We start from the raw sequence: 18,714 nt of genomic DNA on the forward strand, positions 1-18,714 counted from the left end.
AAATACCGCCGTCTGAAGGGCGGTTCAGGCCGCTTCGCTCAGCCGAGCAAAGTGCCGCCCGTTGCGTCGAGAATCGAGCCCGTCACCCAGCGGGCCTCTTCCGACGCGAGAAACGTCACGACATCGGCCACGTCCGCCGGCCGGCCGACCCGGCCGAAAGCGTTCAGCGCTTCGAGGACCTTGACGGTCTCCGGGTTCTTGAAGACCGGCCCGCCGTTGTCGGTGAATCCGGGCCGCACACTGTTCACGGTGATGCCGCGCGGGCCCAGCAACTGCGCCAGATGCAGCGTGAGCTGCTCCAACGCCCCCTTGCTCATGGCGTGCACCAGCTGGTTGGGCTGGGCGATCCGGGTGAGGGGTGAGGAGATGTTGAGGATGCGGCCGCCGTCGGGAATGTGCGGGAGGAGCCGCTGTGTGATGAACACCGGCGCCTTGGCGTTGACGGCGTAGACGTCCTTGAAGTCCTGGTTGCTGATCCGGCCCAGCGGGGCGGTGTCCATCACTCCGGCGTTGTTCACCAGAATGTCGAGCTCCACCTTGCCGTGCAGTGTCGTCAATTGCGGCGTGAGGTTCCGGTACAGCTCGTCCGCCGCCGTGGGCCAGCCGAGTTCGGCCTGTACGGCGAAGGCCCGGCCGCCCGCCGACTGGATCGATTCCACGACCTCACGGGCGGCTGCGGAGCTGTGCCCGTAATGCACGGCCACCAACGCGCCTTCCCGGCCCAGCCGTTCGGCGATCGCCCGCCCGATGCCACGGCTCGCACCCGTGACAAGCGCACTCTTGTTCGCGAGAATCCCCACGAAAATCCTCCCAGAAGGCAGACGGAAACCCCTCCGCGGAGCGCGGAGAACTCGCCGACGATGAGCAGATGAAAGACACCGGGTGAGCACGTCACCCCGGCAGGAGCAGCAACGAAGTAGGAACAGAGAATCAGCGGACGTCGTCCGGCTCGAAGCAGAAGCCGACCCCCCGGACCGTGGTGATCCACTCGTCGGGGCCGAGTTTGCGGCGCAGGCTCGCCACATGGGTGTCGATCGTGCGGCTGGGCGGCGACCAGTGGTCTCCCCACACCTGGCTCATCACCCGGCGCCGCGACACCACCTGTCCGGGCTGGGAGGCGAGCAGCACCAGCAGGTCGAACTCCTTGCGCGTGCACTCCACGCGCTCATCGCGCAGGGTCACCTCCCGCAGTTTCGCGTCGATGCGCAGCGGCCCCCACTCCATGACGTCCAGCACCCCGGCCTGCCGCAGACTGCGGCGCATCACCGCGCCGATCCGGGCGGTCAGTTCCCGCAGGTCGTACGGCTTCATCAGGCAGTCGTCGGCCCCCGCCTCCAGGACCAGCACCTGGTCCATGTTGCTGCGCCGGCGGGTGAACGCGATGATCGGTGTGTCCCCCGCCGCGCGGATCGCGGCGCACACGTCGAGTCCGTCCAGGTCCGCCAACTCCAGGTCGAGCAGGACCAGATCGGCGCATTCGTACATGGACAGCGCCTTGCTGCCGCTGTCCACGCTGACCACGTCGCAGCCCTGGCGCCGCAGGCGCTGGGCGATGCCGCGTGCGGCGTGGGCGTCGCTCTCCACCACGAGCACACGCCATGGCGTGCGGCCCGGGATCTCCGCCGACAGGTTCCGCTGGGTACCGGAAGCCCTATGTCGGTGATGTACATCGTGTGTGGTGTGCCGTAGCACGCTCGGCTGTCTCATTCGACACCCCCCGTTCCCGCGTGGAACGCCACGCCGAAAGCCGATCGAACGCTTGCGAGCCTACAAACCGACACGCATGCATGTCAACGCGCTTCCGTGCGCCCTCTCGATGCGCCAAGTTGGCGAAATCGCTTGCGGAAGATGGGTGCAAATGGGGCGTACCTGTGGGTAACCGCTGGCAGATGGGCCGGTTTCGGGTTCCCGGAGGGGCAAAGAGGAGCCACAAATACCGACACGTTTGTTAGATTCGCCTCCCGACGCCTGCATGGGACGCCGACGTCGCAGATCACTCGCACGCATGTGAGGAGTCGCCATGAGAGAGAAGGCGGCCAGGACCCGTTCCCTGCTGATCAGCTCGGCCGCGGCGGTCTTCGATCAAGAGGGCTACGAGAGAGCGAAGTTGGCCACCATCGCCGCGGACGTGGGTGTCAGCCGTGGCGCCCTCTACTTCCACTTCCCCAGCAAGGAAGCGCTTGCGGAGGCGGTGGAGGACGCGGCGGCCGAGAGGTTCGCCCAGGTCACGGCCGGTAGCGCAGCGGCCGGGGGGCAGCAGCTGACCGATTCGGTGCAGAGCCTCGCGGAGCTGTACCGCACGGACGTCACCTTCCGGGCCGGAGTGCTCCTGGGGTGCGACCGGGACCGCAAGTCCACCGTGAACCTGATCCAGCAATGGGAGTTGTACGTCCGTGACGCGGTCCTCGCCACGGAGAAGGGCAACCCCTTCGCCCGGGCCGGCTCGGCCAGGTCGGCGGCCCGCGCGATCGTCGCGGTGACGGTGGGCCTGGCGTTTCTGTACCGGTGGAACGACCAGTGGCTCACCGAAACGACCGTCAGGGATGTATGGAACCTGCTCCCGGCGGCCATCGGCCGGATGGGCTAGCCGGAATTCGGAGCGTATGGGTCCGGATACGGTCGGGCCGGCCGGTATCCGGATGGTGCTGATCCGGATCAGTCGGGCCGGCCGGCGTTCGGATGGTGTGGCTCCGGATCCGGTGTGGGGGCCGGCATTCGGATGATGCGGGTCCGGATCGGATCGGCTGGTCGATATCCGGATGGGGTAGGTCCGGATCGGTCGGGCGTGACCGGTGTCCGGACGGCGTGGCTCCGGTTGCCGGCCTGGCCGATGGGCATCCGGAAGGCTGGGGTACGCATCCGGTGGGCAACAAGAGAAGCCCGCTCCGAGGGGCGGGCTCCGGTTGTCCGGTCGGGGAGGGGGCTCAGTCGACGCCCTTCGATTCGTCCGCGCGGGCCTCCTCGGCCGCCGCCATGGCGGCCAGTTCCGCGCCGACCTTGGTCCCGCGGTCCTCGCTCAGGTCGAGCTGCACCAGGATCGAGGGCTCCGCGATGTTGGGCAGGACGTTGCGCAGCAGCGCCCGTACCCGCTCCTCCAGGTCCTTCCAACCGCTCATGACCTGCGAGAACATCTGTACGCCGGTGAATCCCGCGCACAGCAGTTCCGCCGTCTCCTGCACGTCCACGTGTGGCCGCAGCTCGCCGCGCTCCTGAGCCTCCCGCAGGAGCAGCAGGTTGCGGTCGACCCAGCTCTGGAACGGCAGCCGGCGGTCGAGGCCCACGGAGTCCAGTTCCAGCGACAGCCGGACGCTGCCCTGGAGGACGGGGTCACGTGTCAATTGACACGCGAAAACGACGCCCAGGTCGATGAGCTCCTGGAGTTTGATGTGCCGGTCCACGGTGCGGATGTCCGCCTGACTGGCGAGGACGGTCCTGGCCAGCTCCTCCTTGGAGGAGAAGTGGAAGTAGACGGCTCCGCGTGTGAGGTTCAGCCGGTTGAGGACGTCCGCGACCGTCGCGGCGCTGTACCCGCGTTCAGCGAAGACGGACCCGGCCGCCTCCAGGATCATTCGTCGGGTCGCGAGACCGCGTTCGTGCGTAGCCATGGTTGGTACCTCCGGGCACTGACCTGTCGTTCCGTGCAGTGAGCCAGTCGTAACAGCCTGTTTATCTCACCATGTGAGACAATCGGTTGAGCAACATACTGGCTTACACGTATGTTACGTCCGCTCGGTGCAGAACTAGAGCACGAATTCCGCATACCTAGGGGGAAGGCATGCAGGTGACACTCACGGCTGCCCGAAAAGGGCTGAGACCTGCAACCGCAAGACCGGACATATCGCCAGATGCGGCTGGTTATCCGGTCGCGAAAGAGCTCGTACACCGCTCGAAACTGCCGGACGTTCTGCCTGTCGCCTGGCGGACTCTGACCGAAAACCGGTATCTGATCACCGTGGACTGGCCTCAAGACCACCCTTTCTACACAGGGGAGGCCGGTAAGGGAGCGGCGACACTGCTGGCCGAGACCATCCGGCAGTGCGGTCTGCTCCTCGCCCACGCGGCCTACGAGGTACCGCTCGGCCATCACTTCATCATGTGGGACATGGAGTACAGCGGACCGTGTCCCGCGGCGCAGGCCGGGGAACCGCGCCGCATGGAGGTCGAGGCCGTCTGCTCGGACCTCCGCCACCGGGGCCGGCTGCTCGGCGGCATGACCTGCCGGATGACCCTGCGCCGCGACGGCGTCGTCGTGGGCGAGGGCGGCGGCCGGTTCGACATCATCAGCCCTGCCGCATACCGAAGACTGCGCGGCGACCGCCTCCAGACAGAGGCGCCGCCGGTCCAACCGGATCCCGTACCGCCCGGCCGGGTCGGCCGCGCCAGACCGATGGACGTGCTCCTCGCGCCGGCCCCGCAACCGGCGTCCGAGGCGGGCGGCATCGCGGGACGGTGGCAACTGCGGGCCGACTTCGGCCATCCGACCCTGTTCGACCACCGCAACGACCACTTCCCGGGCATGGTGCTGCTGGAGGCGGCGCTCCAGGCCGCCAACGCCACCGTGGCCCCGGCCGTCTACCACCACACCTCGGCAAAGGTGTGCTTCCTCGGCTACGTCGAGTACGACGCCCCGTGCTGGATCGAGTCCCGCACCAGGCCCGCCGACGCGGCCCAGCCGCCGGCGATCGAGATCACGGCCCACCAGAACGGCCGTCTGGTGTTCGCGGCGCTGCTCGACGGCACCGCCGTACCAGCCTGACCGTCCGCACCGTACTCCGCCCTTTCCTCACGGGCAGCCGAGCGCGTTCCCGACCTCGTCGACCGCTCCCTGTTCCCGTCCCGCGGTCCGTACGCACGCCCGTGCACTGACGTCATCCGTCCGGGTGCGTCGGCTTCCGGCACGCACCGCCGAAGCCCGCCGACGCGGCGCGGCGCACCGCGACGTCCACGATCACGATTCCCCTTCCGCAAAGGAACCGATTCCGTGACGTACTCCCTCACGGCCGACGGCATCGGCCGAACGGCACAGCATCCGCCTGATCCCTGTTCGCGCCCCTCCCCTTCACGCCGAGCAGGTGACGACAGTCTATGCAACAACCAAGCAATGCCCGGCCGTCGGGCCACAGACTGTCTTGTCTCTTTCGCAAACCGGCGCGATCGATTCCTCCCCGCGAGGCGTCGATGACCGACACCGGCACCACCATCCTGGTCACCGGCGCGACCGGCTTCGTCGGGCACCGGGTCGTCCACCATCTGCGCGACCACCCGGCGCGCCCGCGGCTGCGCCTGCTGGCGCACCGCACCGACGTTCCGGAGTGCTGCGCCGCTCAGTCCGAGACCGTCCGCGGCAGTGTCACCGACCCGGTCGTCCTGCGTGCCGCCTGTACCGGTGTGAGAACGGTTCTGCACCTGGCGTCGGCGATCACGGAGGACGCGGTGACCGCGCAGGCCGTCAACGCCACGGGCACCGCGTCCCTGGTCACCGCGGCCCGGCACAGCGGCGTCCGGCGCATCGTCCGGCTCGGTACCGCGGCCGTCTACGGCCTGGGCCCGCACCGCGGCGAGGCGCGGCCACCGGTGCGCCCGCTCTCCGTCCTCAGCGCCTCCCGCCAGGCGGGCGACCGAAGCGTGCTCACCGCCGGCGGCATCGTCCTGCGCCCCCACCTCGTGTACGGCGCCGGCGACCGCTGGTTCGTCCCCGCCCTGGTCCGCATGATCACGCGGCTGCCGCACTGGATCAACGGCGGCAGGGCCAGGCTGTCACTGATCTCCGTCGACGACCTGGCGCGCGTCACGGCGGCCCTGGCCACCCGGCCGGACCGGCTTCCCGCCTCCGCCGTACTGCACCCGGCCCACCCCGCCCCGGTCAGCATGCGCGATCTCGTCACCGTGCTGTGCCGGCACCTGGACCTGCCCCTGCCGCGGGGGGACATGACTCCGTCCGCCGCCCTGGAGCGACTCGCCGCCGCCGGCGAGGCACCGCTGGCACGCAGGCTCGCCCAGCTGGGTGTGGACCACTGGTTCGACAGCGCCTCGCTCTGGAAGCTCGCCGGCGTCACACCGGGCCCTGCGGTGACGGAGCACTTCGCAGCCTGCGCACCGTGGTACCGCCGGCACCTGACCGACACCGACGTGATCCCGGCGACGGCTACGGCATGAGGTCCTGGCCGGAGTAGTCCAGGGGCCGTCTTTCCAGCCCTGGTCTGCTCCGGCCCGAGGCCGGGTCGGCCGGTCGTGGTCGGGGCGTGACGGTCGTGGTCGGGTCGTCCCCGGCTTCGCTCACGCCCTCACGCCCCTCCGCCCTCACGTCCTAGGCCTTCGCGTCCTTCGCCTTCGCGTCCTTCGCCTTCGCGTCCTTCGCCTTCATGACGCCTCTCCCTTGAGAAAGCGGACACATACATGCAGCCCACGCACGCTCCCACCACCCGACAGCAGCCCGCCGGCTGCCCGTTCGCGATCGACCCCACCGGCAGCGACATCCAGGGCGAGATCCGTCACCTGCGCACCCGCGGTCCCGTGACCCGGGTGGAACTCCCCGGCGGCGTACACGCCTGGTCCGTCACCGGCGCCGCCCTGATCCGGCAGGTCCTGCTCGACCCGCGCGTCTCCAAGGACGCCTACCGGCACTGGCCGGCCTGGATCAACGGCGAGGTCACCGCCGACTGGCCGCTGTCGATCTGGGTCTCCGTACAGAACATGGTCACCGCCTACGGCCCCGAGCACACCCGCCTGCGCCGCCCCGTGGCCGGCGCGTTCGGCGTCCGCCGTGTGCACGCGCTCCGCCCCCGCGTCGAGAAGATCGTCGGCGAACTCCTGGACCGCCTGGCCGACCACCTCGCCGCCGGCCCGCCCGGTGACTTCGTGGACCTCCGGGAACACTTCGCCCACCCCCTGCCCAGCAGCGTCGTCTCGGAACTCTTCGGCGTGCCCGAAACCGCCCGGGGGGAACTGCTCCACATCATCAAAGGCTTCTTCGCCACCACCTCGTCCAAGGAGGAGGCGCTGCGCAACATCACCCGCCTCTACACGGCCATGAACGACCTCGTGGCCCTCAAGCGACGGTCCCCCGGCGACGACCTGACCACCGACCTGGTCGCATCCCGCGACGACCAGGACGGCCCGATGAGCGAGAAGGAACTCGCCGACAACCTCATCCTGTTGCTGACCGCCGGATACGAGACCACGGTCAACCTCCTCGACAACGCCGTCACCCGGCTCCTCACCCACCCCGGCCAACTCGGCCTCGTCCGCTCCGGACGGGCGACCTGGGACGACGTGGTCGACGAATCCCTGCGTCTGGACGCCCCCGGCGCACACTCCGTGCTCCGGTACGCGGTGGACGACCTGGAGATCGGCGGGGTCGCCATCCCCCGCGGCGACGCGATCATGATCTCTTACGCCGCCGCCGGCCGGGACCCCGACATCCACGGCTCCGACGCCGACCGCTTCGACGTCACCCGGGCCACCCGCAGCGAGCACCTCTCCTTCGGCCACGGCGTGCACTACTGCCTGGGAGCCCAGCTCGCCCGCCTGGAGGCGACCATCGCCCTCTCCGCCCTCTTCGAACGCTTCCCCACCCTCCAACTCGCCGTCCCCGCCGACGAACTGCGCCCACTGGAGTCGTTCATCTCCAACGGACACCAGGAGGTGCCCGTGCGCCTCGGGCGGGAGTAGCCGCCGGAAACAGGTCACGGGTTCTGACGCGGCCCGACGCGACGGCCGTAACGGCGGAGACGGAACTCAGGAACGGCGGAGACGGAACTCAGGCCGAGCGCGCCGCGCACCGCACGCTCGACCTGGACCGCACGCACCGTCACCCGCGTCGACCTGCTCCGCGGCCCCTTGAAGGTCTTCGGAGCCGGGCCCTTCGTCAGGTGCCGCTGGTGACGGCGGCCACGCGGGGTGCCACCAGCGCCCGGTAGCACTCCGTGCGCAGTGCCACCGACTCGTCGAGGCGTCCGGTGTTGAAGAAGATCTCCTCGTGCGCGAAGAGGGCCGGGTCGGCGACCACCTCCAGCTCCGGGTCGAAGCTCAACGGCATGATGCAGCCGCTGACACAGCCCGTCAGCCGTTCGGCGACCTCCCGCGCCGCGAAGGACGCCTCCCGGCCGGCGTACAGCGCGGTGAGCGCGGGCAGGTCGACCCTGCGGTCCCCGGGTACCACCGCGATCACGTACCGACGCCGCTTGCTGCTCAGCGCCACCCTGATGACCAGGCTCTTCGCGGCCTGGTCCAAGCGGTGGCCGCGCAGCGCGCTGGCCAGGTCGGTGCGTCCCTGCGGCGCGTGGTGCAGCAGGCGGTAGCGGGCGTCGCCCCTGGTGAGCAGGTCGAGCAGTCGGGTACGGCTGTCCGCGGTCGCGAGAGCGGAGGACATGGCGATCCTTTTCTCGAGGAGGTGGCGGCGGCTCAGCGGTCGCGCAGCTCCAACGTGCAGCACTTGACGCTGCCGCCCGCCTTGAGCAGTTCGGTGAGCTCGACCCCGATCGGTTCGAAGCCACGGGCACGCAACTGGGCCCGCAGTCCCTCCGCCGCGGTCGGCAGCAGCACATGACGTCCGTCGGAGAAGGCGTTGAGCCCGAAGACGGCGGCGTCCTCGGCCGTGGCGATCACCGCGTGGGGGAACAGCGCCCGCAGCACGGCCTGGCTGCCCGGAGTGAAGGCGTCGGGGTAGTACATGATCTCGTCGTCGGACAGGACCGCGAGGGCGGTGTCCAGGTGGTAGTGCCTCGGGTTGACCAGCGTCAGCGAGGTGACCGGCAGCCCGAAGAACTCCTGCGCCTCGGCGTGCGCGCGGATGTCGGTGCGGAAGCCGGTCCCGGCCAGTATCCGCCGGCCGACGGTGAGGAGATCACCCTCGCCCTCGTTGATGTGCTCGGGCCAGAGCACGTCCTGGTAGCCGCGCTCCTCGAACCAGCGCAGGTAGGCGGGGCCCTCGGCGGTCCGTTCGGCGTGCCGGAAGCGGGCGCCGAAGACCTTGCCGTCGACGACGGTGGCGCCGTTGGCCGCGAACACCATGTCGGGCAGCCCCTCGACCGGCTTGATCTCCTCGACGCTGTGGCCCAGTTCGAGGTAGAGGTCGCGGAGCTGCTCCCACTGGCGCACCGCGAGCATGGTGTCGGTGCCGCGGCCGGGGTTCATCCAGGGGTTGATCGAGTACGTGACGTCGTAGTGCCGGGGCCGGCACATCAGCAGCCTGCGGCGGGTGGCGGTCCGGGTACGCCGCTCCGCCGGGTGTGTCGAGACGCTGGGCGCGATGGTGTCGGTGACCGGCACGGTTGCTCCTTCGGCTTGGCTCATGGGTGATGAGGTACGGACGGGTCTCACGGGTGGTGAGGGGAGGGGGCTCACGGGTGGTGAGCCGGAGAGGCCTGGTTCGGGGTGGGAGGGAGGCCTGGTTCGGGGGAGGGAGGCGGACAGCGGGTGCGGGGGTGCCGTGGGTGCCCGGCCCGCGCGAGGTGGTGGGGCGGGCCGGGGGCGGAGGCGGCGGTCGGTCAGCGTCCGCTGGGGACCGCGGACTCGCCGGGGGCTCCCTCGGCTGCGACGCTCACGCGCGCCCCGTCGGCGTCCTCCGCCGCGAGGGTTTCCTCAGCGGGGCCCGTCCGCTCGCCCAGGTCCGTCTCGGCAAGGTCCGCCTCTGCCAGGTCCGTCAGCTCGGCCGCGTCCGGCGGTTCGTCCGACGACCGCAGGCCGGCGAAGGCCAGGGCCGCCGCCACCGTGCCGAGGACCGCGCAGGTCGCCCAGACGCCGTCGCCGTAGTGGGTCCACATCAGCATGCCGAGTGCCGGGCCGACCGCCGAGCCGAGGCCGAACACGGTCTGGGACGCGGCGATGTACCGGCCGCGCACCTTCTCGTCGGCCTTCGCCGGGTGCGCCCACAGGGTCGGCCCGCTGATCATGAGACCGCCCACGCTGACGGCGGTGGTCAGCAGCACCAGCGCGGGCACGCTGCCGGGCAGGCCGTACCCGGCGATGCCGAGGCAGTAGACGAACGTGCCCACCGTCGCCGCCGTGCTCGCACGCCAGCGGCTGATCCGTGCCGTCACCGCCAGTTCGAAGCTGATCAGCAGGGCCGAGGACAGGGTCAGCACACCGCTGTACAGGGAGGTGGAGTGGCCCGCCTCGTCGAGGTCGACCGGCAGCACCGCGAAGAACTGGGCGTACACCAGGGCGCTGAGCAGCATGGAGGTCAGGTAGAGCAGGAAGCGGTGGTCGCGCACCATGGTCCCGTACGCCGAGCGGTGGGCCTCCCGCGCGGCGCCGGGGTCCCCCCCGCCGGGGGCCGAGGCCGGCCGGGGCAGCAGGACCGCGGCGAGCAGGGCGTAGGCCAGTGCCGTCGAGCCGTCCACCCAGAACAGCAGGTTCCAGTCGACCTGGATGAGGGCCGCGGCGAGCAGCGGCCCGGCGGCGGCGCCGATGTTCATGGCGATGCGCAGCATGGAGAAGCCCATGACGCGGAACTCGGCCGGCATCAGGTCGCTCAGCAGCGCGGAGGCGGCCGGCCGGTACGACTGTGTCATCAGGCCGAGGACGACGACCACGCCGAGCAGCAACGGGTAGTCGCCGGGGTCGGCCAGCCAGGGGATGAGGAAGACCAGCACGGCCGAGCAGCTCATCGCCGTGGTGATGGTGTTGCGGCTGCCGAGCCGGGAGGTCAGTTCGCCGCCGAGGACCGTGCCCACGACCGCGCCCACGCCGTAGGCGCCGAGCAGGAAGCCCGCCTTGTCGACGCCGTACCCGCGGTGCGTCAGGTACAGCACCAGGAAGGTCTGCACGAAGGCGCCGAGCTGGTTGAGCAGCACACCGCCGAGGAGGTAGCGGACCGAGCGGGGCGTGGCCCGCAGGGCGTCGAGGACGCCGGGCCCGGCGTTCTCCTTGGACTTGGACACACTCATCGCGTCACCTTCGTAGGGGGGAGGGGGACCCTGCCGGGCGTTCGGCAGCCCGGAGCGGGCCGGGGTGTCAGGAACCGACGGCCTGGTCGAAGGAGAAGAACCCGTCGGGGTCGTACTTCTGCTTCACCTGAACCAGGCGCCCGTAGTTGGCGCCGTAGTAGGCCTCGCGCCAGTTGGTGAGTTCCGGGTCGACGAAGTTCTGGTAGGCGGACCCGGTGACGTGCGGGGCCATGGCGGCGTGCAGGCCGTCCAGCCAGTCGAGGTTGGCGGCGACCCGGTCGGGGCCGTCGTCGTCCGTCCAGGAGGTGTCTATGGAGACCAGGAACAGGGTGTCCCGGTGGACGAAGGCGGTGGCGTCCGGTGCCACCCGGTTGATCGCGCCGCCCCAGGAGAACAGGCCGACCCCGCCGCCGTCGGCGTTGTGGCTGCCGGGCCAGCGCTCGACCCAGGACAGCATGGTCTCGACGCCGTCGGCGGACAGCGGCTCGCGGATGTAGTTGGAGCGGAGCGCGAACTGGTCCCCGGAGGTGGCGTGGACCATGTACTTGTTGGCCTCCCAGAAGGTGCGCTCGGTGACCTGCCGGGACACCGGGGTGGCCGCGGTCAGGACCGGGTCCAGGATCTGCAGGCACTCGCTCGCGGGGCCGAAGTACTGGCCCTGGAGGGTGACTTCGGCGTTGTCCCGGATCGCGCCGAGCCCGGTGCCGTGCGTCCACACCCCGAGCCGGGCCGCGAAGTCGTCCGGCGCCCCCTGCACCATCCGCTGGCCGGCCTCCAGGACGGCGGCGGCGTCCGGCCACTTCCAGGTGACGTGGAAGGTGGTGACGTCCGGGACGGGGTGCGCCTGGAAGGTGAGAGAGACGTTGATGCCGAAGTTGCCCCCGCCGCCGCCCTTGCAGGCCCAGAACAGGTCGGGGTTCTCCCGCTCGTTGGCCACCGCGAGGGAGCCGTCGGCGAGGACCACGGTGGTCTCCACCAGGGCGTCGGCGGTCAGGCCGTAGCGGCGGGCGGCGAAGGCGGCGCCACCGCCGAGCGCCAGGCCCGCGACGCCGACGGTCGGGCTGGTGCCGGTGGAGAAGACCATCTCGTACGGCTGCACCGCGTCGTAGACATGGCTGATCTTGGCCCCGCCGCCCGCGACGACCAGGCCGGTGGAGCCGTCGGCACGGGTCTGGGTGAGCCGGCTGAGGTCGATGACCAGGCCGTCGCCCACGGAGTAACCGGCGAAGCTGTGGCCGCCGTTGCGGGCGACGACCGGGACGCCCTGCTCGCGCGCCCAGACGAGGGCCCGCTGGACGTCCGCGGTGTTTGCCGCGGTGAGCACGGCGGCCGGGGCGCGGTGCCTGTAGCGCGTGTTGAACAGGTGCGAGCCGACGCGGAAGCCGGGGGTGCCCGGCAGGAAGACGCGCCCCTCCACCTCGCCGGCCAGCCGGGAGTAGTCGACGCCGGCCACGGTCAGCGCACCTCCTCGATGGAGGAGACGCCGCTCGCGGCGTGGGCGCCGTAGCGTTCCCAGCGCTCGTGCAGCCGTATCCGGCCGTCGGCCAGGACCTCGGGGGTGTTGACGCTGTGGCCGGAGATCACCCGGCCGTCGTCGAGGACCATGCTGTACGAGAAGCTGATCACACCGTCCGTGTCGCGGGTCCCCGCCAGGGAACCGCGCCGCACGTCGCCGCCGGTGAACTCGGCCCAGACCAGATCGCCCCGCTGCCGGTACAGCGCGATGGGCGCGTCGTCGGCCGGGTCGGCCAGGACCTTCCGGAATCGCTTGCCGTCGTAGTTGATCACGTCAGCCATGGAACAGGCGGGCGGGATTGCCCGGAAGGGCCGCGCCGGACGGCCAATCAACCGGACGTGAACCCGGGTCGCGTCCGGGTTGATTGTCCAGCTCGGACATGGCTTTCGGGCAACCCGCGCGCCCCGTGGAATCGCACTGTCACTCGGATTCAGGAGGCGATCAGCGCGTGGACGACAACAGCGCCGGCGAGGGCGCGAAGGGCGTGATCCTGCTCATCGGGTGCGGGCTGCGCAAGTACCGCGAGTACCTGCTGGCCGGTGCCGCGGCGACGCACCCGGTCTGGCTGTTCACGGACGACGCGCCCGACTGGCAGACACCCTGGCTCAGCGGGCACACGGTCGTGGACCTCACCGACCGGGACGCGGTGCTCGCGGCCGCCCGGGAGCTGGCGGGGCGCGTCACGGTGCGCGGCGTGCTGAGCTGGGACGAGACCCTGATCGTGACGACCGCGCACGTGGCGGACGCACTGGGCCTGCCCGGCGCGGGCGTGGACGGTGTGGAGGGCTGCCGGGACAAGTACCGCAGCCGCCGGCTGCTCACCGAGGCGGGCGTCGACCAGCCCGGGTACGCCTGGGTGGAGACCGCCGAGGAGGCCCTCGCGACGGCGGAGGAGATCGGCTACCCGGTCGTCGTCAAGCCGCGCGGCATGGGCGCCAGCATCGGCGTCGTGCTCGCCGCGGACGCCGGCGAGGTCGCCGGGGCGTTCCGGACCGCCGACGAGTCCAGCCGGATCGGAGCGGTCTCCTACCGCGGCGGGGCGCTGGTCGAGGAGTATCTCGAAGGCCCCGAGATCAGCGTCGACGCGGCCGTCGTGGACGGCGAGTACCACCCGATGTTCGTGGCCCGCAAACAGGTCGGCCTCTTCCCCTACTTCGAGGAGATCGGCCACCACGTCGCCGCGGACGACCCGCTGCGCACCGATCCGGAACTGCTGGCGATGCTGCGGGCCGCGCACCGCGCCATCGGCTACGGCTTCGGCATCACCCACGCCGAGGTCAAGCTGACGGCCCGCGGTCCGGTCATCGTCGAGATCAACGGGCGGCTCGGCGGCGACCTCATCCCGCGCCTGGGGCAGCTCGCCACCGGCATCGACCCGGCCCGCGCCGCCGTGCGCGCCGCGCTGGGACAGCGCCCCGACTTCACCGACACCGAGCGCCGCACGGTCGGCATCCGCTTCGGCTACCCGCCCGAGGACTGCGTGGTCCGCTCGGTCACCCCGCCCGCCGACGCCGAGGGCCTGCTCGCCGCCGAGACGATGGCCGGCCCCGGCACCGAACTCAGGCTGCCCCCGAACGGCTACCTCTCCCGCCACTCCTACGTCATCGTCGCCGGCGCGGACCCCGGGCAGACCACCGGCCGCCTGGACGCGGCAGCGGCCCTGGTCGTCCTCGAAGGGCAGCCGCTGACCGTGCCCGTCCCGGCGTGAACCGGGCCCACCGGCCCGGGACCGCCCGGCGTGAACCGGGCCCACCCCACCCCCGGAACCACACCGCCGACCCCTCTGAGGAGAACCACATGGCACACCGCACAGTCGAACTGCTCGCCGTCGGCGCGGGTCCGGCGAACCTCGCCCTCGCGGTCGCGCTGGAGGAACTGGCCCCCGACCTCGCGGACCAGGCCCTCGTCGTCGAGCGCGAGGAGAACGTCGTATGGCAGCGGGGCATGCTGCTCCCCGACGCCCTGAGCCAGGTCTCCTTCCTCAAGGACCTGGTCACGATGCGCAACCCGCGCAGCGAGTTCTCGTTCCTCAGCTTCCTGCACGCCCGCGGCCGGCTCGACGCGTTCGTCAACCTCGGCAGCTTCGTGCCGTACCGCAGCGAGATATCCGAGTACCTCCAGTGGGTGGCGGACTCGCTGGAGCGGACGCGGGTGGAGTACGGCCGTGCCGTCACCTCGGTCACGCCCGTGCACGGCGCGGACGGCGAAGTCGACGGCTGGACCGTCGGGTTCACGGACGGCGAGACCATCGGCTGCCGCTACCTGGTGATCGGCGCCGGACGGGACGCGCACGTGCCCGCCGTGTTCGAGGGGCTTCCGGCCGAGCGGGTCGTCCACTCCACCGAGTACACCCGGCGCATCGCCGGCGTGCCGGCGGACCGGCCGCCGCGGGTCGCGGTGGTGGGCGGGGCGCAGAGCGCGGCCGAGCTGTTCGGCGCGGCCCTGCGGGACCTGCCCGGCTGCCGGCCGACGATGATCATGCGCTCGATCGGTCTCAACGGCTATGAGAGCAGCAAGTTCACCAACGAGCTGTTCTACTCGTCGTTCGTCGACGAGTTCTACGGCGCCGAGCCCGAGGCCCGCCGCCAGCTGCTGGCCGAGATGCACCGCTCCAACTACGGCGGTCTGGCCCCGGCCACCCTCGACTCGCTCTACCGGCAGTTCTACCAGGACCGGCGCACCGGCTCCGACCGCCTGGGCATGATCACCATGACCGACATCACCGGCGCCACGACCGACGGCGACGACATCGTCCTGACGCTCACCGACCGCCGCACATCCGCCACCCGCGAGCTGCGCTGCGACCTGGTGCTCCTCGGCACCGGGTTCGTCCGCGAGATGCCCCGGATGGTGCGCGCGCTCGGTGGCGCGCTCGGCCTCGACCGGATCGCCGTCACGCGCAACTACCGCCTGGAAACGGGCCGTCAGGGCGCCGCGGCCTGCTACCTCCAAGGCGTCAACGAGGCCACCCACGGCATCGCCGATTCCCTGCTCAGCGTCCTCGCCGCACGCTCCGCGGAGATCACCGAGGACATCCTCGCGCACCGCGCCGGCCGGTCGGCCGACGACCGTGAGCCCGCCCTCGCCGCGGCCTGACCGCCGCCGCTTCCCACCCAGCAGAGAGACGACATGCTCATCAAGCACCTCGACCGCGCCGGTCTCACCCACGAGAACGGCCTCGACGCCCAGCGTCTGCTGCCCTGGCCCGAGCTGAACGCCCCCTTCGAGGGCTCCTGGTGCGTCATCCGCCCCGGCACCGCGTCCACCGCCCACTCCCACCACGAGCACGAGATCTTCATCGCCCTGCGCGGCGAGGCGTTCCTGGAGGCCGGCGGCGAGCGCGTGCCGTTCACCGCCGGCGACATCGTCCACTTCCCGCCGCACCGCGAGCACCGCGTCGTCAACGACTCCGGCGCCGACTTCGAGATGTACAGCGTCTGGTGGGACGCCGAGATGGCCGACCGCTTCACCCACCGCCACGCCCGGGAGGCCTGAGTCATGGACCAGCAGACGGGACAGCGGCGCACGGTCGTCATCGGCCCGCCCCCCACCCCCAACGGCGACCTGCACGTCGGTCACATCGCGGGCCCGTACATGGCCGCCGACGTGCACGCCCGCTACCTGCGGGCCACCGGGCAGCCGGTGCTCTACACGACGGGCACGGACGACAGCCAGACGTACGTCGTCTCCAGCGCCGCCAAGCTGGGCACCACCCCCGACGCCCTGGCCGCGAAGAGCTGGCGGGAGATCAGGGAGACGCTCGGCCTGATGGGCATCTCCGTCGACGGGTTCGCCCCCTTCGACGACGGCTACCGCGCGATGGTGGTGGACTTCCTCACCCGGCTGCACGACGCCGGCAGGTTCCGGCTGCGCACGGTGAAGCTGCCGTACGTCGAGGCGACCGGCGAGTTCCTGATGGAGGGCCTGGTCAGCGGCGGCTGCCCGGTGTGCCTGGCGGTCAGCCGGGGCGGCCTGTGCGAGAGCTGCGGGCACCCCAACAACTTCACCGAGCTGACCGACCCGCGCTCCACCGTCGACCCCACGGCCGAGGTGACCTACCGGGAGACCGAGATCCTGGTCCTGCCCCTGGAGGAGTACCGGGAGCAGCTCACCGCCTACCACCGGGCCAAGGAGTCCACCTGGCGCCCGCACATCGTGCAGCTGATGCGCGAACTGCTGGCCCGCCCGCTGCCGGACTTCCCCATCACCTATCCCACGGGGTGGGGGATCCCGGCCCCGTTCCCGCAGACGCCGGGCCAGGTCGTCAACGCCTGGGCCGAGGGCATGCCGGCCTCGATGTACTGCACGGCCGTGGCCCAGCGCGCGCACGGCGAGCGGCCCGCGACCGACGACGAGCTGTGGCTGGCCGGGAACGGCGTCCGGCTGGTCTACTTCCTCGGCTTCGACAACGCCTACTTCTGGGGCCTGACCCACCTGTCGCTGCTGCTCGCCCACGAGGGCCGCTACGTCGTCCCGGACGCGATCGTCAGCAACGAGTTCTACGAGCTGGAGAACGAGAAGTTCTCCACCAGCAAGGGCCACGTGGTGTGGACGCGTGACCTGGTGCGCGAGGTCCCCCGCGACCTCGTCCGCTTCCACCTGGCGCTCACCGCCCCGGAGCACGCCCGCACCAACTTCTCCCGGGCCGCCCTGGAGAAGATCACCGGTGAGCGGCTGGTCGGCCCGTGGAACCGGCTGGGCGCCCTGCTCGGCAAGGCCGTCGCCGAACTCGGCCTGGAGGGCCAGGAACTGCCGGTGTCGCCGGAGGCGAACGCGCGCCGGGCGGCGATGGCCGAGCGGTTCGAGTCCGGCTACCGGCTCACCGGCTACAGCCTCAGCCGCACCGCCGACCTGATCCCGCTGCACACCGAGCGGCTCCTGGACCGGGCCGAGGCCCTGTCGGCGGGGCCGGCCCTGGCCGACCGCACCGCGTCCGCCGCCGAACTGGGGGATCTCTTCGCGGAGGTGCGCACCCTGATCGCCGCGGCCTCGCCGATCCTCATCGACCTCGCCGAACGGGCGCGGGCGGAGGGCGGCTTCGACGGCACGTTCGCCGTCGCGCCCGAGGAGCGGACGACCACGCCGTTCACCGTCCCGGCGCTCGGCCGCACCACCGCCGAGAGCTGAGCAACCGCCGCACGACCGAGCCGAAGAAGGGAGGTGCCCGATGCGTGTCACCGTCGTCGGCGGCGGGGTGATCGCCCTGCTGACCGCCGTGGAATGCGCCCTGGACGGACACCGGGTCACGGTCGTCGACCAGGGGCCCATCCCGTACAGCCGGGCCACCTCTTTCGACCAGCACCGGATCATCCGGGCCCTGCACCCGGACGATCCGCCCGCCACCGCGGCCGCGCTGCGCGCCCACCGCCGCTGGCTGGAACTGGAGGAGCTGTTCGCCAGCCGCTTCTACGAGCGGGTCGGCGCGCTCACCGTGCTCCCGCCCGCGGCGGCGGACGCGGGCACGGTGCTGCTGGCCGACGCCGGCGGGCGCGCGCGGACGCTCACGGCGGGCGCGCTCGCCGACCGCTACCCGCAGCTCTCCCTCGGCGGTGCCGCCGGCGCGGTCCTGGAGGACGACGCGGGAGTGCTGCTCGCCGAACGGGTGCTCTCCGCCTGTGTCGGCTGGCTGAAGTGGCAGCCGGGCGTCAGCCTGCTCGAACACCGGCCGGCGGTCGCGGTGGACGGGGAGCGCGGACAGGTCGCACTCGCCGACGGGCAGGTGCTGGACGGCGACGGTGTGGTGGTCGCCGTGGGCCCGTGGGCGCGCCGTCTGCTGCCCGAGCGGGTGGCGAAGTCGCTCGTCCTGTACCGGCAGTCGTTGCTGTACTGCCGGGTGCCCAGCGCGGCGGCCGAGGCCTGGGCCGCCACCCCGGCCGTGCCCGCCCTGGGCACCCGGCGCGGTGCCTGGCTGATCCCACCGGTGGCCGGTACGGCGCTCAAGCTCAGCTCGGCCGCCGTCTGCCGCCAGGTGGACGACCTCACCGACAACGTCACGCCCGAGCGGTGGCTACAGGAGCTGACGGCCGAGTTCGGCGACCTGCTGCCGGGCTTCGGACCGGCCTGGGTGCTCGGCAGCAAGGACTGCTACTACCTGTCGCACGCCGAGACCGGTGGCCCCCTCGTGGTCTCCCTCGGCGGCTCGGCCCACGGGTACGCGGCGTGCGGCGGCTCGTCCTTCAAGTTCGCGCCGCTGGTCGCCCGCACCCTCGCCGACCGGGTCCTCGGCCGCGTCCCCGACCGAACGGGCCTGGCGGCCCTGGACGCCGACCCCCTCGACGCCAGGCCCTGATCCCTTCCACCCGAGAGGAA

Annotated in this window: 17 protein-coding genes; 9 read left to right on the forward strand and 8 right to left on the reverse strand. The window is 71.4% G+C overall.

From position 1 onward, the window contains the following. Positions 1–38: 38 nt before the first annotated feature. The gene (locus tag OO52_RS34800; RefSeq protein WP_030649951.1) at positions 39–800 is read right to left on the reverse strand and encodes an SDR family oxidoreductase; all 762 of its coding nucleotides are present in this window, start codon (positions 798–800) and stop codon (positions 39–41) included. 130 nt (positions 801–930) lie between these two features. Beyond that, complete coding sequence (locus OO52_RS34805) at positions 931–1,587, reverse strand: response regulator transcription factor (protein ID WP_234317207.1); 657 nt, start codon at positions 1,585–1,587, stop codon at positions 931–933. A gap of 433 nt (positions 1,588–2,020) precedes the next feature. Here OO52_RS34805 and OO52_RS34810 point away from each other — a divergent pair, with 433 nt between their 5' ends. Next, on the forward strand, positions 2,021–2,587 hold the full coding sequence (locus OO52_RS34810; protein WP_051818723.1) for a helix-turn-helix domain-containing protein: 567 nt from the start codon (positions 2,021–2,023) through the stop codon (positions 2,585–2,587). A gap of 337 nt (positions 2,588–2,924) precedes the next feature. Here the strand turns inward: OO52_RS34810 and OO52_RS34815 are convergent, their stop codons facing one another. Continuing rightward, positions 2,925–3,605, reverse strand: coding sequence for a ScbR family autoregulator-binding transcription factor (locus OO52_RS34815; RefSeq protein WP_030649944.1), 681 nt, complete (start codon positions 3,603–3,605; stop codon positions 2,925–2,927). 170 nt (positions 3,606–3,775) lie between these two features. On the opposite strand from OO52_RS34815, the gene OO52_RS34820 reads away from it, so the two are divergent. The 3 genes from OO52_RS34820 (at position 3,776) to OO52_RS34830 (ending at position 7,671) form a co-directional block, all read left to right on the forward strand. Further along, a complete protein-coding gene (locus OO52_RS34820) occupies positions 3,776–4,756 on the forward strand; it encodes a ScbA/BarX family gamma-butyrolactone biosynthesis protein (RefSeq protein WP_078877266.1) in 981 nt (326 codons plus the stop codon). A 422-nt stretch (positions 4,757–5,178) separates the two neighbouring features. After that, complete coding sequence (locus OO52_RS34825; RefSeq protein ID WP_030649938.1) at positions 5,179–6,156, forward strand: NAD-dependent epimerase/dehydratase family protein; 978 nt, start codon at positions 5,179–5,181, stop codon at positions 6,154–6,156. A 240-nt stretch (positions 6,157–6,396) separates the two neighbouring features. Then, complete coding sequence (locus OO52_RS34830; protein WP_030649935.1) at positions 6,397–7,671, forward strand: cytochrome P450 family protein; 1,275 nt, start codon at positions 6,397–6,399, stop codon at positions 7,669–7,671. Between the two features lie 196 nt (positions 7,672–7,867). On the opposite strand, the gene OO52_RS34835 is transcribed toward OO52_RS34830, so the two are convergent. From OO52_RS34835 to OO52_RS34855, 5 genes are all read right to left on the reverse strand, one after another. After that, positions 7,868–8,371, reverse strand: coding sequence for a YbaK/EbsC family protein (locus tag OO52_RS34835; RefSeq protein ID WP_030649932.1), 504 nt, complete (start codon positions 8,369–8,371; stop codon positions 7,868–7,870). 32 nt (positions 8,372–8,403) lie between these two features. Continuing rightward, positions 8,404–9,270, reverse strand: coding sequence for a dimethylargininase (gene ddaH, locus OO52_RS34840; RefSeq protein WP_030649929.1), 867 nt, complete (start codon positions 9,268–9,270; stop codon positions 8,404–8,406). A 218-nt stretch (positions 9,271–9,488) separates the two neighbouring features. Continuing rightward, positions 9,489–10,889, reverse strand: coding sequence for an MFS transporter (locus OO52_RS34845; RefSeq protein WP_030649926.1), 1,401 nt, complete (start codon positions 10,887–10,889; stop codon positions 9,489–9,491). 67 nt (positions 10,890–10,956) lie between these two features. Continuing rightward, positions 10,957–12,342 (reverse strand): FAD-binding oxidoreductase, encoded by a 1,386-nt coding sequence (locus tag OO52_RS34850; protein ID WP_030649923.1) that lies wholly within the window; start codon positions 12,340–12,342, stop codon positions 10,957–10,959. A 2-nt stretch (positions 12,343–12,344) separates the two neighbouring features. Continuing rightward, positions 12,345–12,677: a hypothetical protein gene (locus OO52_RS34855; RefSeq protein WP_030649919.1), complete on the reverse strand. Its 333-nt coding sequence runs from the start codon at positions 12,675–12,677 to the stop codon at positions 12,345–12,347. Between the two features lie 176 nt (positions 12,678–12,853). Here OO52_RS34855 and OO52_RS34860 point away from each other — a divergent pair, with 176 nt between their 5' ends. The 5 genes from OO52_RS34860 to OO52_RS34880 all read left to right on the forward strand — a co-directional run bounded on the left by OO52_RS34860 (position 12,854) and on the right by OO52_RS34880 (position 18,694). Beyond that, entirely contained in the window at positions 12,854–14,113 is a 1,260-nt protein-coding gene (locus tag OO52_RS34860; RefSeq protein WP_030649918.1) for an ATP-grasp domain-containing protein, read from the forward strand. 89 nt (positions 14,114–14,202) lie between these two features. Next, positions 14,203–15,501 (forward strand): lysine N(6)-hydroxylase/L-ornithine N(5)-oxygenase family protein, encoded by a 1,299-nt coding sequence (locus OO52_RS34865; RefSeq protein WP_030649915.1) that lies wholly within the window; start codon positions 14,203–14,205, stop codon positions 15,499–15,501. Positions 15,502–15,534: 33 nt separating this feature from the next. Next, positions 15,535–15,900, forward strand: a complete 366-nt coding sequence (locus OO52_RS34870; protein WP_030649910.1) for a cupin domain-containing protein — start codon at positions 15,535–15,537, stop codon at positions 15,898–15,900. Positions 15,901–15,903: 3 nt separating this feature from the next. Then, a complete protein-coding gene (locus OO52_RS34875; RefSeq protein WP_030649907.1) occupies positions 15,904–17,532 on the forward strand; it encodes a class I tRNA ligase family protein in 1,629 nt (542 codons plus the stop codon). A 40-nt stretch (positions 17,533–17,572) separates the two neighbouring features. After that, positions 17,573–18,694 carry an NAD(P)/FAD-dependent oxidoreductase gene (locus tag OO52_RS34880; RefSeq protein WP_030649906.1) on the forward strand — a complete coding sequence of 374 codons (1,122 nt, stop codon included), beginning with the start codon at positions 17,573–17,575 and terminating at the stop codon, positions 18,692–18,694. Positions 18,695–18,714: the final 20 nt, after the last annotated feature.

The sequence above is a fragment of the Streptomyces flaveolus genome (assembly GCF_000716535.1).
Classification (GTDB): Bacteria; Actinomycetota; Actinomycetes; order Streptomycetales; family Streptomycetaceae; genus Streptomyces; species Streptomyces flaveolus_A.